We start from the raw sequence: 20495 nt of genomic DNA, 5'->3' as shown, positions 1-20495 counted from the left end.
CGCCATGCAAATATAAAATCTTTGTTTATATTTGCACTGACACACCACCTGACCCCGTCCTGCGTTGCCTGTACCCTGGCGCGCCGCACCTTGCCTGGACCTGCAAACGGATGAGCACCGAACCCGCCAAGTACCGCGCGCCCGCCCTGGACAAGGGCCTGGACATCCTGGAATTGCTCGCCCGCCAGGCACAGCCGATGAGCATGGGGGCGATCTCGCAGGGTATCGGGCGCTCGCGCGGGGAAATCTTCCGCATGCTGCAGGTGCTGGAAGAGCGCGGCTATCTCACGCGCGATGGCGAAGGTGACTACGTGCTGACCAACCGCCTGTTCATGCTCGGCATGCAGCAGCCGCATGTGCAGAGCATCAGCGAGGCCGCACTGCCGGTGATGCGTCGCTTGTCCGATGCGATCTACCAGCCGTGCCACCTGGTAGCGCCATCCGGCGACCAGATCGTGGTGATCGCGCAAATGGACGTGCCCAGCGACCTGGGCCTGGTGGTACGCCCGGGGCATCGTCGCCCGTTGACACATTCCAGCTCCGGGCTGGTGCTGTTCGCTTTCCAGCAGCCGGAGGTGCAGGCACGCTGGCTGGACATGCTCGATGCCAGCGACGTGCCGTTCGAGCGCGCGCAGTTCCTGGCCGCCGCCGCGCAGGCGCGCCGCGATGGCTATGCGATGCAGCCCAGCGAGGCGGTGGTGGGCGTGGTCGATCTGACTGCACCGATCCTGCAGCGCGGCAGCGCCACCTACACGCTCACGGTGCCCTTCATCGAACGACGCCCTGCGCTGGTGAGCCCGCAAGCGGCGTTGCAGGCCCTGTGCGCGGCGACCGCCGAGATCTCCAGCGCGCTGCACTAGCCGCACACAGGCCGAATGCCGCGCGAGAGCGGCCGGAACCGTGGCCAGAACAGCGGCGCCGTCGATCGCCCCTATACTCGGCGCGATCGACCAGACGGGATCGCATGTCCAGCATCAAGTTCGGGATGTGGAGCACCATCCTGCTGCTCGGCAGCGCGCATGGCGTGCTCGGTGCGGGCCTGTTGCTGCTGGCGCCGGTCAATCGCATCGCCAACCGTTGCCTGGCGGCGCTGTTGCTGGTGGTGGTGGCGCTGATCACGCCCTACACGCTCGGCTATGCCGGCGCCTACGACGCCTACCCTGACCTGACCTACGCGCCGCTGTTCTGGGAGCTGGCGATCGGGCCGCTGGTGTGGCTCTACGTCCGCCAACTGGCGCGCCAGCAGCTCCCACCGCGCTGGGCACTGCATCTGCTGCCGGGGCTGCTGCAAGGCGCTTACTACACATGGCTGTTCACCTGGCCGCTGCAACGCAAATGGGACTGGAACGCCACTGTCCAGGTGCCCTGGATCGCCCCACTGCAAGATGCATTGGTACTGGCCTCGCTGACGCTGTATCTGCTGCTGGCCTGGCGCGACTACCTGGCTTATCAACGCTGGCTGGAGCACTACAGCAGCGCGCGCGAGGAACTGCGGTTGCCATGGCTGCGCGGCTTTCTGCTGGCCGCCTCGTTGCTGGTGGCATTGCGGTTGGGCTTCACCGCCAGCGACCGCTTGTGGCATCGGCTGTCGTACTTCGACGAGTTCCCACGGTATCTGGCCACCGCCGCCCTGGTCTACTACCTGGGGCTGGAAGGTTGGCGACATGCCCGGGCGCAGTATCCGCAGCGCGATGCGGCGCTGGTGCTGAACCCGCCAACGCCTGCAAGCGATCCCGCAGCGCCTGTCGCCCCGCAGCCTGCGGCGATGGAGAAGGACTGGCAGGCACTGGGCCAACGCGTGGCCGCCGAGGTCAACGCGCACGGCTGGTGGCGCGAACCGGACCTCACCCTGCCCGAGCTGGCGCGCCGCATGGGGACCAACAGCAATTACTTGTCGCGCGCGCTCAACGAAGGCCTGGGGCAGACCTTCAGCGCCTTCATCAACGCGCGACGCATCGCCGAGGCGCAGCGCTTATTGGCGGGTGATGAGGACATTCTCTCCATCGCGCTGGCGGTCGGCTTCGGTTCCAAGGCCAGCTTCAACCGGGTGTTTCGTGCCCACGTTGGGTGTACGCCCAGCGATTACCGGCACGCGCAACGTCCCACATTCTGAAAATCGCGTGGCGATTGGGCATTTGAGACGCCAGCCGCGGTGCAGCTGAGGATGCTGGCGACTCTCGCGCAAGGAGTTGCCATGTCCCCTCGCATCCGCCCTCTCCCATCGCTGTTGTGGTTGCTGCTGCTGTGGCCCCTATGCGTGGCGCCGGCGGCCTCATCGGCACCACTGTTGACCAGCGACAGCCGACTCGCAGGCCCGGCGTTGTTGGCCGATGTCGATGTGCTGCAACATGCCTATGAGGCACTGCATCCGGGTCTGTACCGCTATGCGACCGAGCAGCAGGTCGCGCAACGGTTCGACGCGTTGCGCACCGAACTGGGACACGGCGCCACGCTCGGTCAGGCCTATCTGGCCATCTCGCGCCTGACCGCCAGCGTGCGTTGCGGCCATAGCTTCCCGAACTTCGTCAATCAACCCGAGCCGATCCAGCATGCCCTGTTCCCCGGCGAGCGGCTGCTTCCGTTTCACTTCCGTTGGCTGCATGGCCGCATGGTTGTCAGCCGCAATGGCTCGGACCAGCCGGACCTGCGACCTGGGACCGAAGTGCTGTCGATCGATGGCGTTGCCACCGCGCAGATTCTGGCGGCCTTGATGACGGTGGCGCGCGCCGACGGTGGCAACGACGCCAAGCGCATTGCCCAGATGGAAGTGCAGGGATTTGCGCGCATCGAGGCATTCGATGTGTATCTGCCGCTGCTGTTTCCGCAGATGTCCGCCGACCCGGTGCTGCAGGTCCGCACGCCGGGAGCAACCGCGCAACGCACGCTACGGGTCCATGGCATCGGCGCGGCGCAGCGCAACGCGATGGCGCCCCAGCGTGCACGCGACAGCGCAGCGCCGGCATGGACGCTGACGATGGACTCGGCCGATCTGGCGATCCTGCGCATGCCGGACTGGGCGCTCTACGACAGCCCCTGGGATTGGCAGGCCTTTCTGGCCCACAACTTCGCACGCCTTGCCGAGCGTCAGGTGCCTGCGCTGGTGATCGATCTGCGTGGCAACGAGGGCGGGCTGAATGTGGGCAGCGTGCTGCTTGGCTATCTAGGCGCAAGCGAGGTTGCTGTATCGCCAATGCGTCAATTGGTGCGCTATCGGCGCCTGCCCGATGCGTTGGCGCCATATGTGACCACCTGGGATCGCTCCTTCCGCGACTGGGGCGCGCGTGCCGTCGCCTATGACACGCGTTTCTACACGCTCGATCCCCCGCACACTGCAGCGCAGCGCTACCTGCCACTACGCGCGCCACACTTCAACGGCCGGGTCTTCGTGTTGACCAGCGCCGAGAACAGCTCGGCCACCTTCGAATTTGCACAGCAACTGCAGCGCAACGGCCTGGCCACGCTGGTCGGCCAGCCCACCGGTGGCAACCTGCGCGGCATCAACGGCAGTGCGTTTTTCTTTCTGCATCTTCCCAACTCGCAGATCGAAGTGGATCTACCGCTGGTCGCACAGCTTCCAACCAGCGCGCAGCCGGACCGCGGCGTATTACCCGACGTGCCGGTAGACATCACCGCGCAGGATCTGCAACACGGCCGCGATGTGGAAATGGACGCGGTGCGCGCCTTGCTGCGCAGCGATGGAACGCCGCAGAAGGCCCACCACGACGCACCCGCATAGCCAAGGCTATAAAGATCAGACCGACCTTCGCGTGCAGTGCAAACGCACAGAACGCAGCAATGCGTTGGTACACTGCGCGCCCCTTGGGGAGTAGCCTGCTTTCGTCCATCGAAAGCGCCTGCATCAACATACTCGGCCAGTGCGCCGTGGTGCAGGCAACCAGTTTCGGTTTGGCGAGACCAGCGGCATGCGCGCACGACGACGGTTGGCGCGGGCGCATGCCGTTGTGACCGTGCCCAACCCGAGAGTGTCGATGTCTCCTTTTTCCATTGTGTTGATCGGTTTTGCGATGTCCACCGACGCGTTTGCCGCGGCGATCGGCAAGGGCGCGGCGATGCGCAAACCGCAGTGGCGCGATGCGCTGCGCGCCGGCTTAATTTTCGGCTGTATCGAAGCAATCACTCCGGTGATCGGCTGGCTGCTGGGCCGTGCCGCGTCCAGTTATGTGTCTGCCTACGATCACTGGATCGCCTTCGTACTGCTGGGTGCATTGGGCACGCACATGATGATCGCCGGCCTGCGCAATGGGCCGGACGATGCCGACGATGCCGACGCCGAGACGCCGAAACGGCATGGATTGCTGGGCTTGGCCACCACCGGTTTTGCCACCAGCATCGATGCGATGGCGGTCGGCGTCAGCCTGGCGTTTCTCGATGTGCACATCGGCGTGGTCGCAGTGGTGGTGGGCCTGTGCACCTTCAGCATGGTCACTGCGGGAGTGATGCTGGGCCGCGCGCTCGGTCATCTGATCGGCAAGCGCGCCGAAATTCTGGGTGGATTGATTCTGGTGATCGTCGGCAGCGTGATTCTTTACGAACACCTGGGCGGCGCAGCATAAGCGTCGTTCATCGTAGCAGCGCGATGACGCGTTATCGGTCGCGCCTCATCGCGCGCCAGCGCGCTGCTACGCCGCAGCCATCAGCGTTTTTTCGCATCGTGATGCGCACTCAAAAACGCACGTAGCGATGCCGGCTTCACCGGTTTGGTCAGCAAGCGATAACCGCGTTCGCGCGCAAGCTGTTTGAGTTCGTCGCGACCGTCGGCGGTGAGCAAGGCGCCGGCAATCGGTGCGGGTGCGGCCGCTTGCACGGCATCAAGCGTATCCAAACCATCCATGCGGTCATGCAGGTGGTAATCCACCAGCATCAGGTCCGGCTGTTCGCGCGCACGTTCCAGTGCCTGATCCACCGTGCTGGCGGTGATCACCTCCACCTGCCAGCGGCCGAGCAGCGCGCGCATGCCGTCGAGAATCTCGCGGTCGTTGTCCACGCACAGCACGCGCAAGCCGGCCAGCGAATCGCCACTGGGCGATGCCCGCGTGGCCGGCGCAGGCACCAGTGGCGCAACCGGCACCGGCGCCACGCGCGGCAACAGGATCGAGAACATGCTGCCGCGGCCGACCTGGCTGCGTGCGCTCAAGTCGTGATCGAGCAGGCGCGAGATGCGTTGGCAAATCGACAAGCCCAATCCCAGACCCTGTTCGCCCCAATCGAAGGGCTGCTGATAGCGGCGGAATTCTTCAAAGATCTGCCGCATGTGATGCTCGGGAATGCCCGGGCCGGTATCCCACACCTGCAGCTCCGCCTGCTGCCCGCGCCCGCGCATGCCCAGCACGATGCGGCCCTGGCGCGTGTAGCGCAGCGCGTTGGCCAGGAAGTTCTGCATCACCCGGCGTAGCAGACGGCGGTCGCTGCGCACCCAGATCGGGCGGCTATGCACCTGCAGACGAAGACCGCGGCTAGCGGCCACTGGCGCATACTGCGCGGCCAACTCGTGCATCAGCGCGCTGGCGTCGAAATCTTCGACCGTGGGCCGTAATCCGCCGGCATCCAGGCGCGAGACATCGAGCAGGCCGTCGAGCAGTTCTTCGGCCGCACGCAGCGAGGCATCCACGCGTTCGGCCAGATGGCGCTGTTCTTCGTTGTTTTGATGACTCTCCCGCAAGGCCGAGGCGAACAGGCGTGCGGCATTGAGCGGCTGCAACACGTCGTGACTGATCGCCGCCAAAAAGCGTGTCTTGGATTGCTGCGCCAGTTCGGCCTCGCGCGAGCGATCGGCCACGCGTTGTTCGAGGTTTTCGTTGGCGTCCAGCAATGCGCGCTCGGCGCGCTTGTAGTCGGTGATGTCGTTATAGCTGGTGACGTAGCCACCGCCCGGCAGCGCCTGGCCACGCATTTCGATCACCTTGCCGTCGCTGCGGGTGCGTTCGAACACGTGCGGCGAGCCGGCGCGCATATGCCGGATACGCCGATCGATCTGGTCTTCGATATCGCCCTCGCCCAACTCGCCACGCTCGGCGTTGTAGCGGATCAGATCGGCCACCGGGCGGCCCACATACAGCATGCCATCGGGATACCCGAACAGCTGCTGATAACGCCGATTCCAGGCAGTCAACCGCATGTCCGGGTCGACCACGCTGACCGCGGCGCTGATGTTTTCCAGCGTGGTGGACAGGATCTCGCGATTGAAGCGCAACTCCTGGCCAGCCTCGTCCAGCACCGCCACCACTTCGCCCAGCTCCATCCCCGAACCACGCAACAGGCTGGTCAGCACCAGCCGTGCAGAGGCCGCGCCAATGGACGCGGCGAGCAGGCGTTCGGTGAACTGTACCCAGGCACGGTCGGCGACCACGGTGGGCTGCAACTCGCGCTCCAGCAATTGCGCCTGCTCCACGAACGCGCGCCGCGCATGCCGTTCACCCACCACGCGCTCGGCTAGCGCTTGCAGATCGCCGACCCGCACATGCCCAGGCCATTCACCGGCCACCGCAGGGCGCTGCGCGTACGGATCCAGAAACGGCGCTGCACGTAGCCGCTCGTCCACGCCGGGACGCCAGCGTGCGGAGACCAGCATCATCGCGCCCACGTTGATCAACAACGACCAGAACGTACCGTGCGCGAGCGGGTCCCAGCCGCGCATGCCGAACAGCTGCTGGGGTTGCAGCCAGGCGATGCCGAACGGCCCATCCGCCAGCCATTCCGGCTGCAGCCAACCGGCGCGCGTGGCGGCCGGCAACAGCAGCGTGTAGATCCAGGTCATGAAGCCGAGCACCATGCCGGTCTCCACGCCCTTGCGGCTGGCACCACGCCAATACAGCCCACCAATCACGCCCGGCGCGAACTGCGCCACCGCGGCAAATGCCATCAATCCGTATGCCGCCAAGGTGGTGTCGTTGGCCACGCTGCGGTGATAGCCGTAGGCAATCAGCGCCAGCAGCAAAATGGCGACGCGACGAATCCACAACACGCGCGAAGCCACCGCCGCGCGCGCATCGGCGCTGCCACGGCGACGCAGCAGCACCGGCATCACCAGGTCGTTGCTGACCATGGTGGCCAACGCGATGCTGGCCACGATCACCATGCCGGTGGCCGCCGAGAACCCGCCCACGTAGGCCACCAGCGCCAGCACGGTATTTCCCTGGCTGAGCGGCAGGGCAAGCACCATCGCATCGTCCACCACCGCACTGCCCTTGCCGAACAGCGCGATGCCGGCCGAGGCGATCGGCACCACCATCGCCGAGATGATCACCAGATAGGCGCCGAACAACCAGCGTGCGCGGCGGATGTCGCCCACGTCGCTGCATTCGACCACCGCGACATGAAACTGGCGCGGTAGGCAGATCACTGCCAGAAAACTCAGCAGCGTCTGCGAGATGAAGCCCACCGAGGGCGTGTGCTCGAACAGCGTGCGCGCCGAATCGGCGATATGCAGCTGGTGGTCGCTCAACCACAGCCATGCGAACAAACCCACCGCCACGATGGCGACCAGCTTGATCACCGACTCCAGCGCGATCGCCAACATCATGCCGCGGTGGTGCTCGGTGGCATCGACCTGACGTGTGCCAAAGAGCGTGGCGAACAGTGCCATCAGCAACGCCACATATAACGCGGGGTCGGCGAAGAGGCCGCGCCCGGCGCTGCTATGCCCGGTCAACACCTCCAGGCTCATCGCCACAGCCTTGTACTGCAGCGCCAGGTACGGAACGATGCCGACCAGCGCGATCACCGCCACCAACGCGGCCAGCCGGCGCGAACGGCCGTAACGCGAGGAAATGAAATCGGCAATGGAGACGGTATTTTCGGCGCGGGCGATCAGCGCCAGGCGCTCGATGATGCGCCAGCCGAACAGCAGCAACAGCAGTGGGCCCAGATAGATCGGCAGGTAGCCGATACCGTTGCGCACCGCCGAACCCACCGCCCCGTAGAAGGTCCACGACGAGCAGTACACGGCCAACGCCAGGCTGTAGACCGCCGGCCGCAGCCACGGCCGCTCCGGGTACAGCGGACGGCGGTCGCCCCACCATGCCACCCCGAACAGCAGGGCTGCGTAGCCAACGGAAACCAGCAGCAGGATCCAGCTCGAGACCACCATGTCCTCCTACACGGCGCAGCGCCAGGCGTGGAGTTTACGCAGTCGCGCACGTTGACGTTGCGTGGGCGGCATCAGACCCCGGGCTGGCGTCAGGCGATGGGGTGCGGCGGCGTTGATGTCTCGGCCTGTCGGCCCGCTCACGGCGTTGCACGGATGCGCTGCGGTCGTTGGCTGTACATCGGTCATCGCAGACGGGCAATAAACACCCGCGGGCTACGGGCAGCTTGTAGACCGAAAGCCATCATCGATGCGGTGATCCGCAGCCCGTTCACACCCGCCAAAACTGCCAACACGCGCAGCGCCGCGTGCAGCCATCGATTCTGCACGGCCATGGCCGCAAGACACGGCAACTGCCTGGCAATATATGCCGCGCAACTAGCGCAGCCGCGTTTGCTAGACCGCTTGATGTTAGCGCTATCACGACATACTGTCTGTCCACCCTGAATCGGACGATGTGCCGAAAACGTTTCATTGCTCGATGCCGGTTTGTCATGCCATGGAGTGATTGTTACGCAACGCCGTCGTCCGCGCGCTCCGCGTGATGCCGGTGACCGCTGCATTCCAAGCATGACAATCACCACCCCGCAGTGCGGTGTCATCGCAACGCGGTGGGGCGCGGAACATGTGCAGGCGTAACACATGCCGCCCCGTGCCCTTCGCTCACAACCGCAGTCGATACGTGCGTCGCGCACATCCATCCAGAACTCAGCACCGCATGCGTGGAGAGCCCATGTCCGTTCCGGCAAGCACACAGACCTCGTCAATTGCACCGTCGCGCGTGCGATCCCTGCTGATCACCGCGGTCGGCCTTTTCGCCGCCGACGGTGTCTGGGCCTGCAACACGCCGGTGTCGGTGTGCGAACGCGACAGTGCCGGCGCAGTTGCGCTCATCCACTCGGAGGTACCGGCCACGGTCGTGGTCGATGCATCGGCCGATCCTGCCGTGCGCTCGGTCGCCGCTAATTTCGCAGCCGACCTGCAACGCGTCGCCGGCCGCAACAGTGGCGTGACCACCGCGCTGGCTGCCGTCCGCGGAACGGCCGTGATCGTTGGCACGCTCGGCCAGAGCCCGATCATCGACACACTCATTGCCAGCGGAAAAATCGACAAACGCGCGTTACTGCAGCGCTGGGAGGCGTACACACAGATTGTGGTCGAGCACCCCACTGCGCAGATCGATCGCGCGCTTGTCATCGTCGGTGCCGATCGCCGTGGTGCGGTATTCGGCACCTACGATGTTTCAGAGAAGATCGGCGTGTCGCCCTGGTACTGGTTTGCCGACGTCGCAACGGCGCATCGCTCCAACCTGTTCATTACCCGCGGCAGCGTGTCCGATGCGCCGAAGGTGCGCTACCGCGGATTCTTCATCAACGACGAAGACCCTGCCTTGAAGGGCTGGGCCATGAAGAAATTCGGCGGCGTCAATTCGAAGATGTATGCGCATGTCTTCGAACTGGGCCTTCGCATGAAGGCCAACTACCTGTGGCCGGCGATGTGGGGCAAGGCCTTCAATGTCGATGATCCCGACAACATGGTGCTGGCCGATCAGATGGGCATCGTCATGGGCACCTCCCATCACGAGCCGATGATGCGCGCGCAAAAGGAATGGCATCTCAAGAGTATCCCCAACAGCGGTGGTGCCTGGGACTACAACAGCAATGCCGCCAATCTGCGTGCCTTCTGGAAGGGTGGCATCGCGCGAATGATGTCCAAGGGCGGTGGCCAACGCTACGACAGCCTGGTCACCGTCGGCATGCGCGGCGATGGCGACGAACCAATGGCCGAAAGCACGGCCAGCCAGTTGCTGGAAAAGATCGTCGCGGACCAGCGCGCCATCATCGCCGAGGTCACCGCGGCACCGGCCACGCAGACGCCACAGGTGTGGGCGCTCTACAAGGAAGTGCAGGACTACTACGACCACGGCATGCAGGTTCCCGACGATGTCACCCTGCTGTTTTCCGACGACAACTGGGGACAGATTCGACGCCTTCCGGTCACTGATCTGCAACGCGCCGGCGGTTATGGCGTGTACTACCACTTCGATTATGTCGGGGTGCCGCGCAACTACAAATGGATCAACACCAATCAGATCGAAAAAATCTGGCAACAGATGGATCTGGCCTACCAGCGCGGCGCGCGGCAGCTCTGGGTGGTCAACGTCGGCGATATCAAACCGATGGAATATCCACTGAGTTTTTTCCTGAAGATGGCCTGGAACCCGGAGGCGATGACGCCCGCAGCACTTGCGGCGTATCCGCAGCAATGGGCACAGGCAGCGTTCGGCGCTGCGCCCGCCGCACGCATCGGTGAGCTGATCACCCGCTACAGCACCCTGGTTGCACGCAGGAAACCGGAGCTGATCGACCAGGATACGTTCGCACTCGGTGAGGGTACGCCTGCCAAGCTGGACGGCGGCGAGTTCGGGGCGATGGTGAGCGAATGGCAGGCGCTCGAGCAGCGCATGCTTGATGTCAAGGCGGGCTTGCCAGCCGACCAGCACGATGCCTACTTTCAGCTGATCGAATACCCGATCGCTGCAGTTTCCAATCTCTACCAGCTCTACTACGCGGCGGCGTGGAACAAGCGCCTTGCGGCACGCAACGATGCACGTGCGAACTACTTCGCCGATAGGGTCGCAACCACGTTTCAGCGCGATCAGGCCCTGACGCAGCGCTACCACACGATCAACGGTGGCAAATGGGACGGCATGATGAATCAGGTCCACATGAGTTATGTGATCTGGAATGACCCGACTCAGCAGTCGATGCCATCGATCAGCCGTGTTGGCGGCGACACGCCGCCCGACCGGATCGCCCGCTCTATCGCATTCGCACCGCCTGCACCGCAAACGCCGGGGGTGATCTCGATCGAAGCGCCCATGTTCTCGCGGGTCACCCCCAACAAGGGGCTGCAGTGGACCGCGATTGCCGCGCTGGGACGCACGCAAGGTGCCGTGGTCGCGTTGCCGCAGGGGCAGCCCGCCACCGCGGCCGAGGACCGTGTTGCAGTGGAGTACGACGTGGTTGTCTCAACGCCGGGAATGGCCACGCTCGGCCTGTATCTTGCGCCCACGCTGGAGACGTCCAAGCGCGGGCCGCTCCGGCTCGGCGTGTCGATCGACGATGGTCCGGTGACCACGGTTAGCTCGGACCTGCAACCGACCGGCGGGGCACAGAACACGCCTGCTGAAAAAGCCTGGGCAACGGCGGTGCAGAACAACGCGGTGTTCCTGTCGGCACAGATGGGCGCGCTGGAAAAGGGGCGGCACACGATCAAGGTCCTCAGGATCGACGACAACCTGGTCCTGGAGAAGCTCGTGCTGAGCACCGTGCCGGTGCCTGCGTCCTATCTGGGGCCGGCGCCGACACGCTGACGCCAGGCCAGCTGGAGGCCCTCCAGGACGCTTCCTGCCACGTCTTCGCGAGCATGGGTCACGCCGCGAAGCACCTTGCCGTCACACAGGCCCAAGCCGGCGCTTACCCCGGCAGCCGTACCTCGACCCGATACACCTGCCCACTGACGATGTTGCCAATGCGCTGATCCGGGCAGACCTCGCCATCCACCAGCACTTCCATCGCAGTGCGGCCCGGCTCGCGCGTCAGCGTGACGTCAACGTTCGCGCCACGGAACTGACGCGTCGCACGCGCGTGCGGCCAGTGCGATGGCAGCTGCGGACGAATCGCCAGCGCATCGCCCTGGCCGACCAAGCCGAACAAACCTTCCAGCACGCAGCGATACACCCACGCCACCGTGCCGGTGTTGAACAATTGGCTCGAGCGCCCAGCCGTGCGCGGGTACTGATGCCATGCGCCACGGTAGTAGTTGGGTAACGACACCGGCAGATGGCCGCGTTGCAACACATCCTCGCGGGTCGGCCCTGGCAGGAGCGCGCGCAGGATGTCCCAGGCGCGGTCGGCCTCGCCGATTTGGTACAGACTGTACAAATAGAATGCCGCCGCGTGGTTGTAGACCGCACCGTTTTCCGCCGCACCCGGCCACTTCTGCGTCAGCCGGCCCACGTCGTCGCGCATGTGCGTGTACGCCGGCGCCAGCATCACGGGGCCATACGGCGTGTGCAGCTGCTCGCGCACCGCCTCCAGCAGCGCCGCACGTTGCTCCGCATTGGCGGTACCGGCCAGCAGCGCGAAACTCTGCGGATTGAGATAGATGCGCCCCTCCACATCCTCGGCGATGCCGAAGCGCACACCGTCATCGGTGATACCGCGCGCATACCAGCCCCCATCCCACAGCTCACGGTTGGCATCGGCGTTGATCGTGGCAACCGCCTCGCCAAATGTCTGCGCCTGTGCGCTGCGGCCCTGCGCGGTGCAGATCTCCGACCACAATCGCAGCGCATACGCGGTGGCGACGGTGAGCCAGCCGGACACGCCCTTGCCGCGCCAGCCGACCATGTTCATCGGATCGCACCAATCGCCCTGTGCGATGAAACTCAAACCGCGTGCATCGCGCGCATCCAGCAGCCACTGCATCGCCGCATCCAGCCGTTCGGCCACACGCAGGCGCTGCCCGTCGTGGGTCTCCACGATCGCATCCAGGACGCTGGTATCGCCGGTTTCGGCCAGATATGCGCTCAGGAAGATCGGCAACCACACGCAGTGGTCGGTATGCGGTACCTGGTTGATGTATTTCAGCTCGGCGCCTTCCACCAACAGAATGCCGTCCGGCATCGCGCCGCTGGGTTCCTGCTGCGACAAGGCATGCAACAACGCCGCGCGTGCGGTGGACGGCTGCAGATAGGCCATGCCCATATGGTCTTGCAGATAGTTACGCGTCTGCGGATCGGTGGTCAGACGATTGACGTCGCCGTGATAAAACACCTGACGTGGCAACCAGTGGTTGACCAGATTGTCCAGCGCCGCGTCGGGCGTGGCGATCTGGATGCATCCACGGCCGGCCTGCAGATAGTCTGCATACTCACGCGCCGCTTGTGCGAAGCCGGCTTCCGACACATAGCGCGCGCGCAGCGCGGCGATTTCGGCATCGTCCTTGGCCGGCCCGAATGCGAAGCGATACACGCTGGCCGCATCGGCGTCCAGCGTCAGCCGGTATTGCAAGGCTGCGGCGGGCGTTTCGTAATGCGCCGCGTGGTTGCCCAGTTGCTCGGCCTGCACGGCCGATGGCGCATGCAGACCACCCTCGCCTTCGAACGCCATCTGCTGCGCGTCCCAGGCCACCGGCGTCTGCTCGTGCAGCAGAAACGTGCAGTCCTTGAAATCGCGCTGGCGGAAGTAATCGTCCACCTTCTGATACGGCGCCACACTACGGCAGACGATGCCGCCCAATGCCGGCGCGTAGCCGCCGCATTGATGCATCCACGACATGTAGCCGACCGGGAAATAGGCATACAGGCTCAACCTGCGCGCACGCCCGGAGACGTTGTGCACACGGCATTCCCACAGCTCCACCGCATCGTCGGTGGGAAGGGACACGCACAAGTCCACCACGATGTCGTCGTGACGCACCCGCCAGCGCACATCGTGCTTGCCGGCAGAGAACTCGAACGCCTGCGGCTTCGCCCGCACCGGTTCGTGCGGCACCGAGTACAACGCGCCGGTGACTTCATCCTTCAAGTAGAAAAAACGCCCGGGATGATGCGCGTAGTACGGCTGCTCCGGCATCATGAAATTGCGCGCTTCCAGCATCGGCGCATGCGCGTATTTCGATGGCTCCGGCTGCATGAACTGGCCCGTGGCATAGCCGCGGCAGGTCAGCTGCAGCATCATGCGGCGGTTCCACAAAAAGCCGCCGGCATTGGGCATTGCGGTGGGGCTATAGAGCGCGTAGCGCGCACCATCGGCGCTGGGCGCCATCAGACTGGACAGCGCATCGGACGTAACAGTGGGGGTTGCAGACACGGTCAAGAGTGCTCCGGTTCATCGCGCTTGCGCGCGGCCAGTTCATGCTGGATGCGGTTCAACAAGCCGTCGTCCAGCGGATAGAAACGCATGGTCCAGGCAGCCAGCAGCGCGACCGCACCAGGAATCACCGTCAGCAGCAGCACGATGCCGGTCAACGACCCGGTGGACTGCGCAGTGTTGGCGACATAGCCCATTGCGGCCAGTACCCAGGCGATGCCGGCCGAGGCCAACGCGCCACCGAGCTTTTGCGAGAACGTCGCGGCCGCAAACGTCATCGCGGTGGCACGGCGGCCGGTGCGCCATTCGGTGTAGTCGGCGCTGTCGGCATACATCGAAAACGCCAACGGCGATTTCGGCCCCAGCGCCAGGCCGATCAGCATGTTCAAGGCAAATACCGCCCACACTGCATCAGCAGGCACGAAGAACATCGCACAGCTGAGCAGGCCGACGAGCACCATCAGCCCGCACATCAGCTGGCGCTTGTCCCAGCGCCGCGTCAGCATCGGCGTGATCGCCGCACCCACGCCCAAGGCCACCGAATAACTGCCCAAAAACAAGCCGACCAGATCCGGGCGTTGCACGTAGTACTTGAGGTAGTACACACCCGCACCGCCGCGCATGGTGATCGTGATCATGATGATCAACGACAGTACGAACAGCACGCACCACGGCCTGTTCTGCAACAGATCGGCGATGTCACGCCGGATCGGCGTGTGTTGCTGCGGCGGCGGTTGCACGCGCTCGCGCGTGGCCAATGCCACGGTGACGAACAACAGCATCGCCAGCGCGCCGTACAGCATCATCGTGCGCTGCCATCCGAGCGCGTCGTTGCCGTCGCCGAGCCAGTGCACCAAATCCATCGTGAAGTAATTGACCAAGGTCGTGCCTGCAAACGCACCGATGAAGCGCAGGCTGATCAGACCGGTGCGTTGCTGGCTGTCGGCGGTGATCACGCCGGACAACGCCGAATACGGAATGCTCACCACCGTGTACGCCAGCATCATCACCAGGAAGGTGATCGTGGCCCACCACATGCGCCCGTGTTGATCCAGATCCGGCGTGGTGTAGGCAAGCACACCGGTGGCCGCCATCGGCAGCGCGCCCCACAGCAGATACGGTCTGAACTTGCCGAGCCGGCTACGGGTGCGGTCGGCCAGCGCGCCCATCGCCGGGTCGGCGATCGCATCGGCGATCTTGGTCAACAGAATCATCGTGCCGACGGCAGCAGCCGGCAGATGCATGGTGTCGGTATAGAAGATCAGCAAGAACGCAGAGATGTTGGCCCAGTACAGATTCAGACCCAGATCGCCGGCGCCATAGCCCAGCTTTTCGCGCCAGCGCAGGCGCGCCGATGCAGGAGACGTTGCGGGCGATGACGTCATCGACACACCTTCAAACGCGTTGTACCCGGCCGGGCACGCCGTTACGCTGGGTGCCCGCGCACCTGGCGAGGAGCGCCGACGCTACACCACGCGTCGGCCGCCGCCAACGTGAAATCCACTCCAATGCCGAATCGATCCAGAGATATAACCTGACGTGATGGACACCGCCACACTCGCCACGCCCGCGTCCGCTTCGCCGCTTGCCATCGTGGTGATGGGCGTGTCGGGCAGCGGCAAGACCACCATTGCGCAGGCACTTGCAGCGCATTACGGCTTCCGTTTTCTGGATGCCGACGACTATCACAGCGTGGCCGCACGCGCGCAGATGGCAGCCGGCCAACCGCTCACCGACGCGATGCGGCTACCGTGGGTGGAACTGCTATCGGCGACGCTGCGCGATTGCGTACAGGCTGGCGAATCGGTGGTACTGGCCTTCTCCGGTTTGCGCAGCGCACATCGCCAATTGCTGCGCAACAGCGGCGTACCGATGCGCTTCGTATTTCTGCATGCGGCCCCGCACGTGATCGCCGCCCGCTTGAGCGCCCGCGCCGGCCACTTCATGCCTCCCACGTTGCTCGACAGCCAGATACAGACACTGGAACTGCCGCTAGACGAAGCAGACGTCGTGTCGGTGGATGTAGATGCCAACGTCGCTGCCGTGGTGCAGGATGCGATCGGCCAGCTCGCAGCGACCGATCCCGCTGCACTGCAACACGCTTCACGCGCGTCCGAGCGCGTGTGAGTCGGCCCAGAGGATTTGCACGAGGCATGCGGTGATCGCCGCCTAGTGCGTGTGCGTTGTGCGTCACGATGCTGCTGCGTCGAGATCGGCGATACATCAGATCGATAACGTCTCGCGCATCGTCATGGCACTGCACACAGACAGGGCGCACGGTGCAACGCGGCCTGGTACGTGCTGTCGCGCTGGCTTCGTCGCAGCCAACGCGGATCCATGCAGCCGCATTCTGCGGCCGGCAACTAAGCGGCCAAGCGACTTCGTAGCGCCACTGCGTGCTCCCCACGGGAGAAGTGCCCCCGGGCGGATGAGGGCACAGGCCACGCCCGCCGGCATCCGCACGCCGCGCCATGAGTACCGCACCGCATAATCAGCCGCAGCGCTCAGCGCGAACGTCCATTCGCCACAAGGTGCTGCGAGTATCGGCTCCGATGCCCACATCGCGCACCAGGCTGTTGTCGCACCCTCTTCCATCGCGTTCTCAACCAGCAGAAAGCCACCACACAAGGTTGCGCGACATTTCCAGGTTACTTCTTGCAAACCATTGCCATCCGCACACATTCAACGAACGCGCATCAATCATTTTTTCTATCGAGACCGCGCAAGATAGTGATGAATCATCACGATTTGTGCGAATAACGAACCCATTGAACGCAAATTTTTCAAGCTGGTCGTACCAGATGCAAACGGACCCGACCGCTTTGTGAATGCAGCGCCGCGCAGGTGTTGCGCGGTCGCTTCAATCGTCCATCGTTCGGTCAGCAGATCCGGGGGGATCCAACGCTTCCTTCTATCTAGGACATGCCGTGATGACCAATCCCAAACGCCGTTTGCGGTTCCGCAGTTTGACGCTCGTTCCTTGCTTGCTCGTCAGTGCCGTGGCTGTCGCTCAGTCTGGTGCCACCACCGCACAACAGCCGGTATCGTCCCTGGATACCGAGGCATTCGCACGCTCCGGCCAGGTCTGGCGCAGCTTCGGTCAAGACCTTCCCTTCGCCAGCCCCAGCAACTGGACCACCGCCGGTGGCGGCTACTTGAATTGGCGTTTCGCACCGGGCGAGTGGAAGATCAATCGCACCACGGCCAAGACCCTCAAGCCGGCGTGGACCCTGACCACCACCGGCGATATTTCGGCCACGCCCAGCGTCGAAGGCGGCACCTTGTATGTGCCCGACTGGGGCGGCACGCTGTATAGCGTGGACACGCAAACCGGAAAGCCGAACTGGCAAGCCAAGCTGTCCGATTACACCGGCAACGCCAACTCGGTGACGCGCAACACGCCGGCCATCAGTGCCAGGAGCATCATCGTTGGCGACCAGGTCGCAGGCACCTTGCTGGCGCTGGACAAGAAGACCGGCAAGCTGTTGTGGAAGACCACGGTGGAAGCCAATCCGCAGGCGCGCATCACCTCCTCGCCGGTCATCTACGGCAACCGCATCTACGTCGGCGTGTCGTCCGGCGACTGGGGCAACCTGGCGGCCAACCACACCTTCAGCTTCCGCGGCAGCGTGGTGGCGGTGGATCTGAACACCGGCAAGAAGGTGTGGCAGTTCTACAACGTGCCCGAGGGCTACACCGGCGCGTCGGTATGGGGCCAGGTGGCCATCGACCCGATCAACCGTCGCCTGTATTTCGGTACCGGCAACAACTACAACATTCCGCAGGGCGTGGGTAACTGCATCTCCAATGCGCGCTCCTACCGCGGCAGTGAACTCACGGTGCAGGATGAACTCAACTGCATGGCGCCGGACAACTACGTCGATTCGGTGATTTCGTTGAATCTGGATACCGGCAAGCTGGTCTGGGCCAACCGTGCGCAGGGGTACGATGCCTGGAACCTGTCCTGCATCGTCGCACCCACCAACGGCCTGTGCCCGAATACGCAGGCAACCAACCTGACCGGTCCGGATTACGACTTCGGCGGTGCCGGCGTGCAGCTGTTTGCCGTGCCGCACAACGGCAAGTTGCAGCAGTTGGTCGGTGCCGGTCAGAAGAGCGGCATCTACTGGGCCTTCGACGCCAAGACCGGCGCCAAGGTGTGGTCGACGCAGGTCGGCCCCGGCGGCACCACCGGCGGTGTGGAATGGGGTACCGCGTTCGACCCGTACAAGTCGCAGGTCTACGTGGCCATCAACAACAACTCCAACGCCACCTACACATTGGGGCCGGCGAACGTCCAGACCCATAACGGCGGCTCGTGGGCCGCGCTGGACGCGGCAACCGGCAAGATCAAGTGGCAGGTCAAGGTGCCCGGCATCAACCCGGTGAATCCGACCGTGCCGGCGGGCGGCCAGGGCTCGCTGACGGTCTCGCCGAACCTGCTGTATGCCGGCTCGATGGCGGGCAATATGGTCGCACTGGACGCCGACACCGGCGCCACCGTGTGGAACTACAACGCCAGCGGCTCGGTGATCAGTTCGCCGGCGATCGCAAACGGCGCGCTGTATTGGGGCGACGGCTACGGCCGCTTCAACTTCGGTACCGCCGCGACCAGCAATCAGCTGATCAAGTTCGTACCGGACAACGCAGCAGCCAAGTAAGCAGGATCCGCAGGACGGCAATTAGGTGTCCTGTCCGAAACACGACACTGCCGCCTTCGGGCGGCAGTGTCTCTCAGTGGTTGTCGTTGGACGTGGTGTCCAGACAATGCGGCGCCGCACCGGGCGTACGCTTTGCAGCGCTTGCAGCGACACGTCCGCGCGCTAAACACAACGAACGGCCACCAGAACCTCGCAGGCGGTCGCCAGTTGGATGCGGACAGCGCGCAGCACCTGCAGCGTAAAGGTGATGATGCCGCGCCGAGTCACGCCGCGCCCGCCTAGTGGCTGCGTACTCGTGTTGTCGGCTGCTCTGCGCGCGCAGCTACAGGCGCGTGACCTGGCATAAGCGAATCTGCCCCGCCTCCAACCCATGCGCCTCAGCCGCACGTCGGCGCAGCGCGCACACCAGTCCGGCTGCATCCAGCTCGCCATCGGCTGGCACGTCCACGCTGTGCGCCAGCTGTCCCCACAGCACCGGCCGACCGTCGCAATACCCTTCGTAATCGGCGAAGTAATGCAGCTGGCGCCGCTCAGGTCCCGACGTGGACATCGCCTTGAATCTCCGTGCAGCCCAGATGTTCCAGCGCGATCTCCAGCCCAAGCAGATAGCTCTGCGCGCAGTAGCCACGCACCGTGGCGATGCATTGCCCCAGACCGTGCGGCAGGCAACGTTCCGGGCGGTCCACGCTATCGTCGTGCGTTTCGACATACGGGTAAGGCAAGTCGCGCAGCACGCGATGCAACCGCGCACTGTCCACGCAACTGCCCGGATCGATCAGCGCGATCTCCATCCGCGCCTGACCGGCCACACGTAGCGCATCCAGCAGTTCCTGCTCCGACCCACAGGCGCGCACCGCCACCGTCTTGCCCGCGTCTCCGGCGCACGCGACCAATTGACGGATAACGGCGCGCGGCAATGGCTGCGGCCCGCGCACCAGCGGCAGCGCGGCCTCAGGCCCACGCATGATCACGATCGACATGGCGTCCTCCTCAGGCCGCAACGCGCAATGGCGCGCGCAGCGACGGCAGGCAGCGCGCGGCAATGCCGAGCGACATCGCATACGCGCGCGGCGCATCGTGCGGCGTGATCACCACCGCCAACGGCGCATGCTGCGCATGCAGCCACGGCTCCAGCTCCTGATCGGCATCGGTATGCAGCTCGATATACGGCGTGGGCAACGCGTCCACGGCAGCACGCAAGGCACGCGCGCAGCTGCGCTCGGACAAGGGCAGATCGCCCGAATCCAGCAACACCAGCTCCACCTCGGCATCGCCACCGGCCGCATGCAGCTCGGCAATCAAGCTATCCACATCGGCACACGCCAGCGTGCGCAACGCACGCCCAGCACACTCAGGCAACTGCACCGGCACCAACGGCGCCGGATCGACCTGAGGACCTCGCAAAATCAGGATACACATCGTGTTCGGCTCAACGCACTGCTGTGCGGGGGTGCCAAGGTAGATCTGCGTGGCGTAAAGAGGCTAGATCCGCACCACTTCGCGAACATAAAGAGTACGTAACGGCCCGTCTTCACCAACCAAAACCGCGCGATCTGCCAGCGATGACGATGCTCAACGTACACGGGGCTGAAAAGCGTTTACGCCATGTGAACCTGGTTCTGCAGGGCGTGGACTTACCGCCTACGAATTTTCGAATAGTCGATTGCCAACGCTACAACTAGTAACAATTCCGAGAATAAAAACAACTTCACTGTTTTGGCCAATGCCATATCCACTCTGGACCACTGGAGTATCAGAAAGAACACGGAAAAAAAGATGATGTAACCAATCTGATAAACCACAAGCGCCCTGAGCCATCTTCTTCTGGCAGCCCTCATGCTGTGCTAGCTC

The 20495-nt window shown here is 64.3% G+C and carries 13 protein-coding genes, 1 pseudogene and 1 riboswitch; of the genes and pseudogenes, 7 read left to right on the top strand and 7 right to left on the bottom strand.

Annotation, left to right across the window (positions count from 1 at the left end):
- Nucleotides 1–110 precede the first annotated feature (110 nt).
- The 4 genes from XpruCFBP8353_RS20940 (at nucleotide 111) to XpruCFBP8353_RS20925 (ending at nucleotide 4574) form a co-directional block, all read left to right on the top strand.
- A complete protein-coding gene (locus XpruCFBP8353_RS20940) occupies nucleotides 111–860 on the top strand; it encodes an IclR family transcriptional regulator (RefSeq protein WP_101364950.1) in 750 nt (249 codons plus the stop codon).
- A 125-nt stretch (nucleotides 861–985) separates the two neighbouring features.
- Entirely contained in the window at nucleotides 986–2113 is a 1128-nt protein-coding gene (locus tag XpruCFBP8353_RS20935; RefSeq protein ID WP_162301146.1) for a helix-turn-helix domain-containing protein, read from the top strand.
- Between the two features lie 81 nt (nucleotides 2114–2194).
- On the top strand, nucleotides 2195–3736 hold the full coding sequence (locus XpruCFBP8353_RS20930) for a S41 family peptidase (RefSeq protein WP_101364948.1): 1542 nt from the start codon (nucleotides 2195–2197) through the stop codon (nucleotides 3734–3736).
- A 79-nt stretch (nucleotides 3737–3815) separates the two neighbouring features.
- Nucleotides 3816–3977: riboswitch (yybP-ykoY riboswitch) on the top strand.
- Nucleotides 3978–3989: 12 nt separating this feature from the next.
- On the top strand, nucleotides 3990–4574 hold the full coding sequence (locus XpruCFBP8353_RS20925) for a manganese efflux pump MntP (RefSeq protein ID WP_101364978.1): 585 nt from the start codon (nucleotides 3990–3992) through the stop codon (nucleotides 4572–4574).
- Nucleotides 4575–4654: 80 nt separating this feature from the next.
- Here the strand turns inward: XpruCFBP8353_RS20925 and XpruCFBP8353_RS20920 are convergent, their stop codons facing one another.
- On the bottom strand, nucleotides 4655–8107 hold the full coding sequence (locus tag XpruCFBP8353_RS20920; RefSeq protein WP_243391175.1) for a hybrid sensor histidine kinase/response regulator: 3453 nt from the start codon (nucleotides 8105–8107) through the stop codon (nucleotides 4655–4657).
- Nucleotides 8108–8289: 182 nt separating this feature from the next.
- The gene (locus XpruCFBP8353_RS23875) at nucleotides 8290–8439 is read right to left on the bottom strand and encodes a hypothetical protein (RefSeq protein ID WP_162301142.1); all 150 of its coding nucleotides are present in this window, start codon (nucleotides 8437–8439) and stop codon (nucleotides 8290–8292) included.
- A 398-nt stretch (nucleotides 8440–8837) separates the two neighbouring features.
- Between XpruCFBP8353_RS23875 and XpruCFBP8353_RS20910 the strand changes: the two genes are divergently transcribed.
- Nucleotides 8838–11480, top strand: a complete 2643-nt coding sequence (locus tag XpruCFBP8353_RS20910) for a glycosyl hydrolase 115 family protein (RefSeq protein ID WP_101364946.1) — start codon at nucleotides 8838–8840, stop codon at nucleotides 11478–11480.
- 103 nt (nucleotides 11481–11583) lie between these two features.
- On the opposite strand, the pseudogene XpruCFBP8353_RS20905 reads toward XpruCFBP8353_RS20910, so the two are convergent.
- Nucleotides 11584–13983: pseudogene (locus tag XpruCFBP8353_RS20905) on the bottom strand (GH36-type glycosyl hydrolase domain-containing protein); the annotation flags it as partial.
- 2 nt (nucleotides 13984–13985) lie between these two features.
- Entirely contained in the window at nucleotides 13986–15368 is a 1383-nt protein-coding gene (locus XpruCFBP8353_RS20900; protein ID WP_101364944.1) for an MFS transporter, read from the bottom strand.
- Between the two features lie 157 nt (nucleotides 15369–15525).
- Between XpruCFBP8353_RS20900 and XpruCFBP8353_RS20895 the strand changes: the two genes are divergently transcribed.
- Together XpruCFBP8353_RS20895 and XpruCFBP8353_RS20890 are read left to right on the top strand one after the other, a co-directional pair.
- On the top strand, nucleotides 15526–16110 hold the full coding sequence (locus tag XpruCFBP8353_RS20895) for a gluconokinase (RefSeq protein WP_101364943.1): 585 nt from the start codon (nucleotides 15526–15528) through the stop codon (nucleotides 16108–16110).
- An 803-nt stretch (nucleotides 16111–16913) separates the two neighbouring features.
- Entirely contained in the window at nucleotides 16914–18644 is a 1731-nt protein-coding gene (locus tag XpruCFBP8353_RS20890) for an outer membrane protein assembly factor BamB family protein (protein WP_101364942.1), read from the top strand.
- Nucleotides 18645–18966: 322 nt separating this feature from the next.
- On the opposite strand, the gene XpruCFBP8353_RS20885 is transcribed toward XpruCFBP8353_RS20890, so the two are convergent.
- The 3 genes from XpruCFBP8353_RS20885 to XpruCFBP8353_RS20875 are packed head-to-tail and all read right to left on the bottom strand — an operon-like array spanning nucleotide 18967 to nucleotide 20063.
- Nucleotides 18967–19194, bottom strand: a complete 228-nt coding sequence (locus XpruCFBP8353_RS20885; RefSeq protein ID WP_011257273.1) for a hypothetical protein — start codon at nucleotides 19192–19194, stop codon at nucleotides 18967–18969.
- Nucleotides 19175–19624 (bottom strand): 3-dehydroquinate dehydratase, encoded by a 450-nt coding sequence (locus XpruCFBP8353_RS20880; protein ID WP_162301141.1) that lies wholly within the window; start codon nucleotides 19622–19624, stop codon nucleotides 19175–19177. The genes XpruCFBP8353_RS20885 and XpruCFBP8353_RS20880 overlap by 20 nt, the downstream gene beginning before the upstream one ends.
- Before the next feature lie 10 nt (nucleotides 19625–19634).
- Nucleotides 19635–20063 (bottom strand): hypothetical protein, encoded by a 429-nt coding sequence (locus tag XpruCFBP8353_RS20875; protein ID WP_101364940.1) that lies wholly within the window; start codon nucleotides 20061–20063, stop codon nucleotides 19635–19637.
- Between the last annotated feature and the right edge of the window lie 432 nt (nucleotides 20064–20495).

It is taken from the genome of Xanthomonas prunicola (assembly GCF_002846205.1).
Lineage (GTDB): Bacteria > Pseudomonadota > Gammaproteobacteria > Xanthomonadales > Xanthomonadaceae > Xanthomonas > Xanthomonas prunicola.
This window is presented reverse-complemented; position numbering and strand designations above follow the sequence as displayed.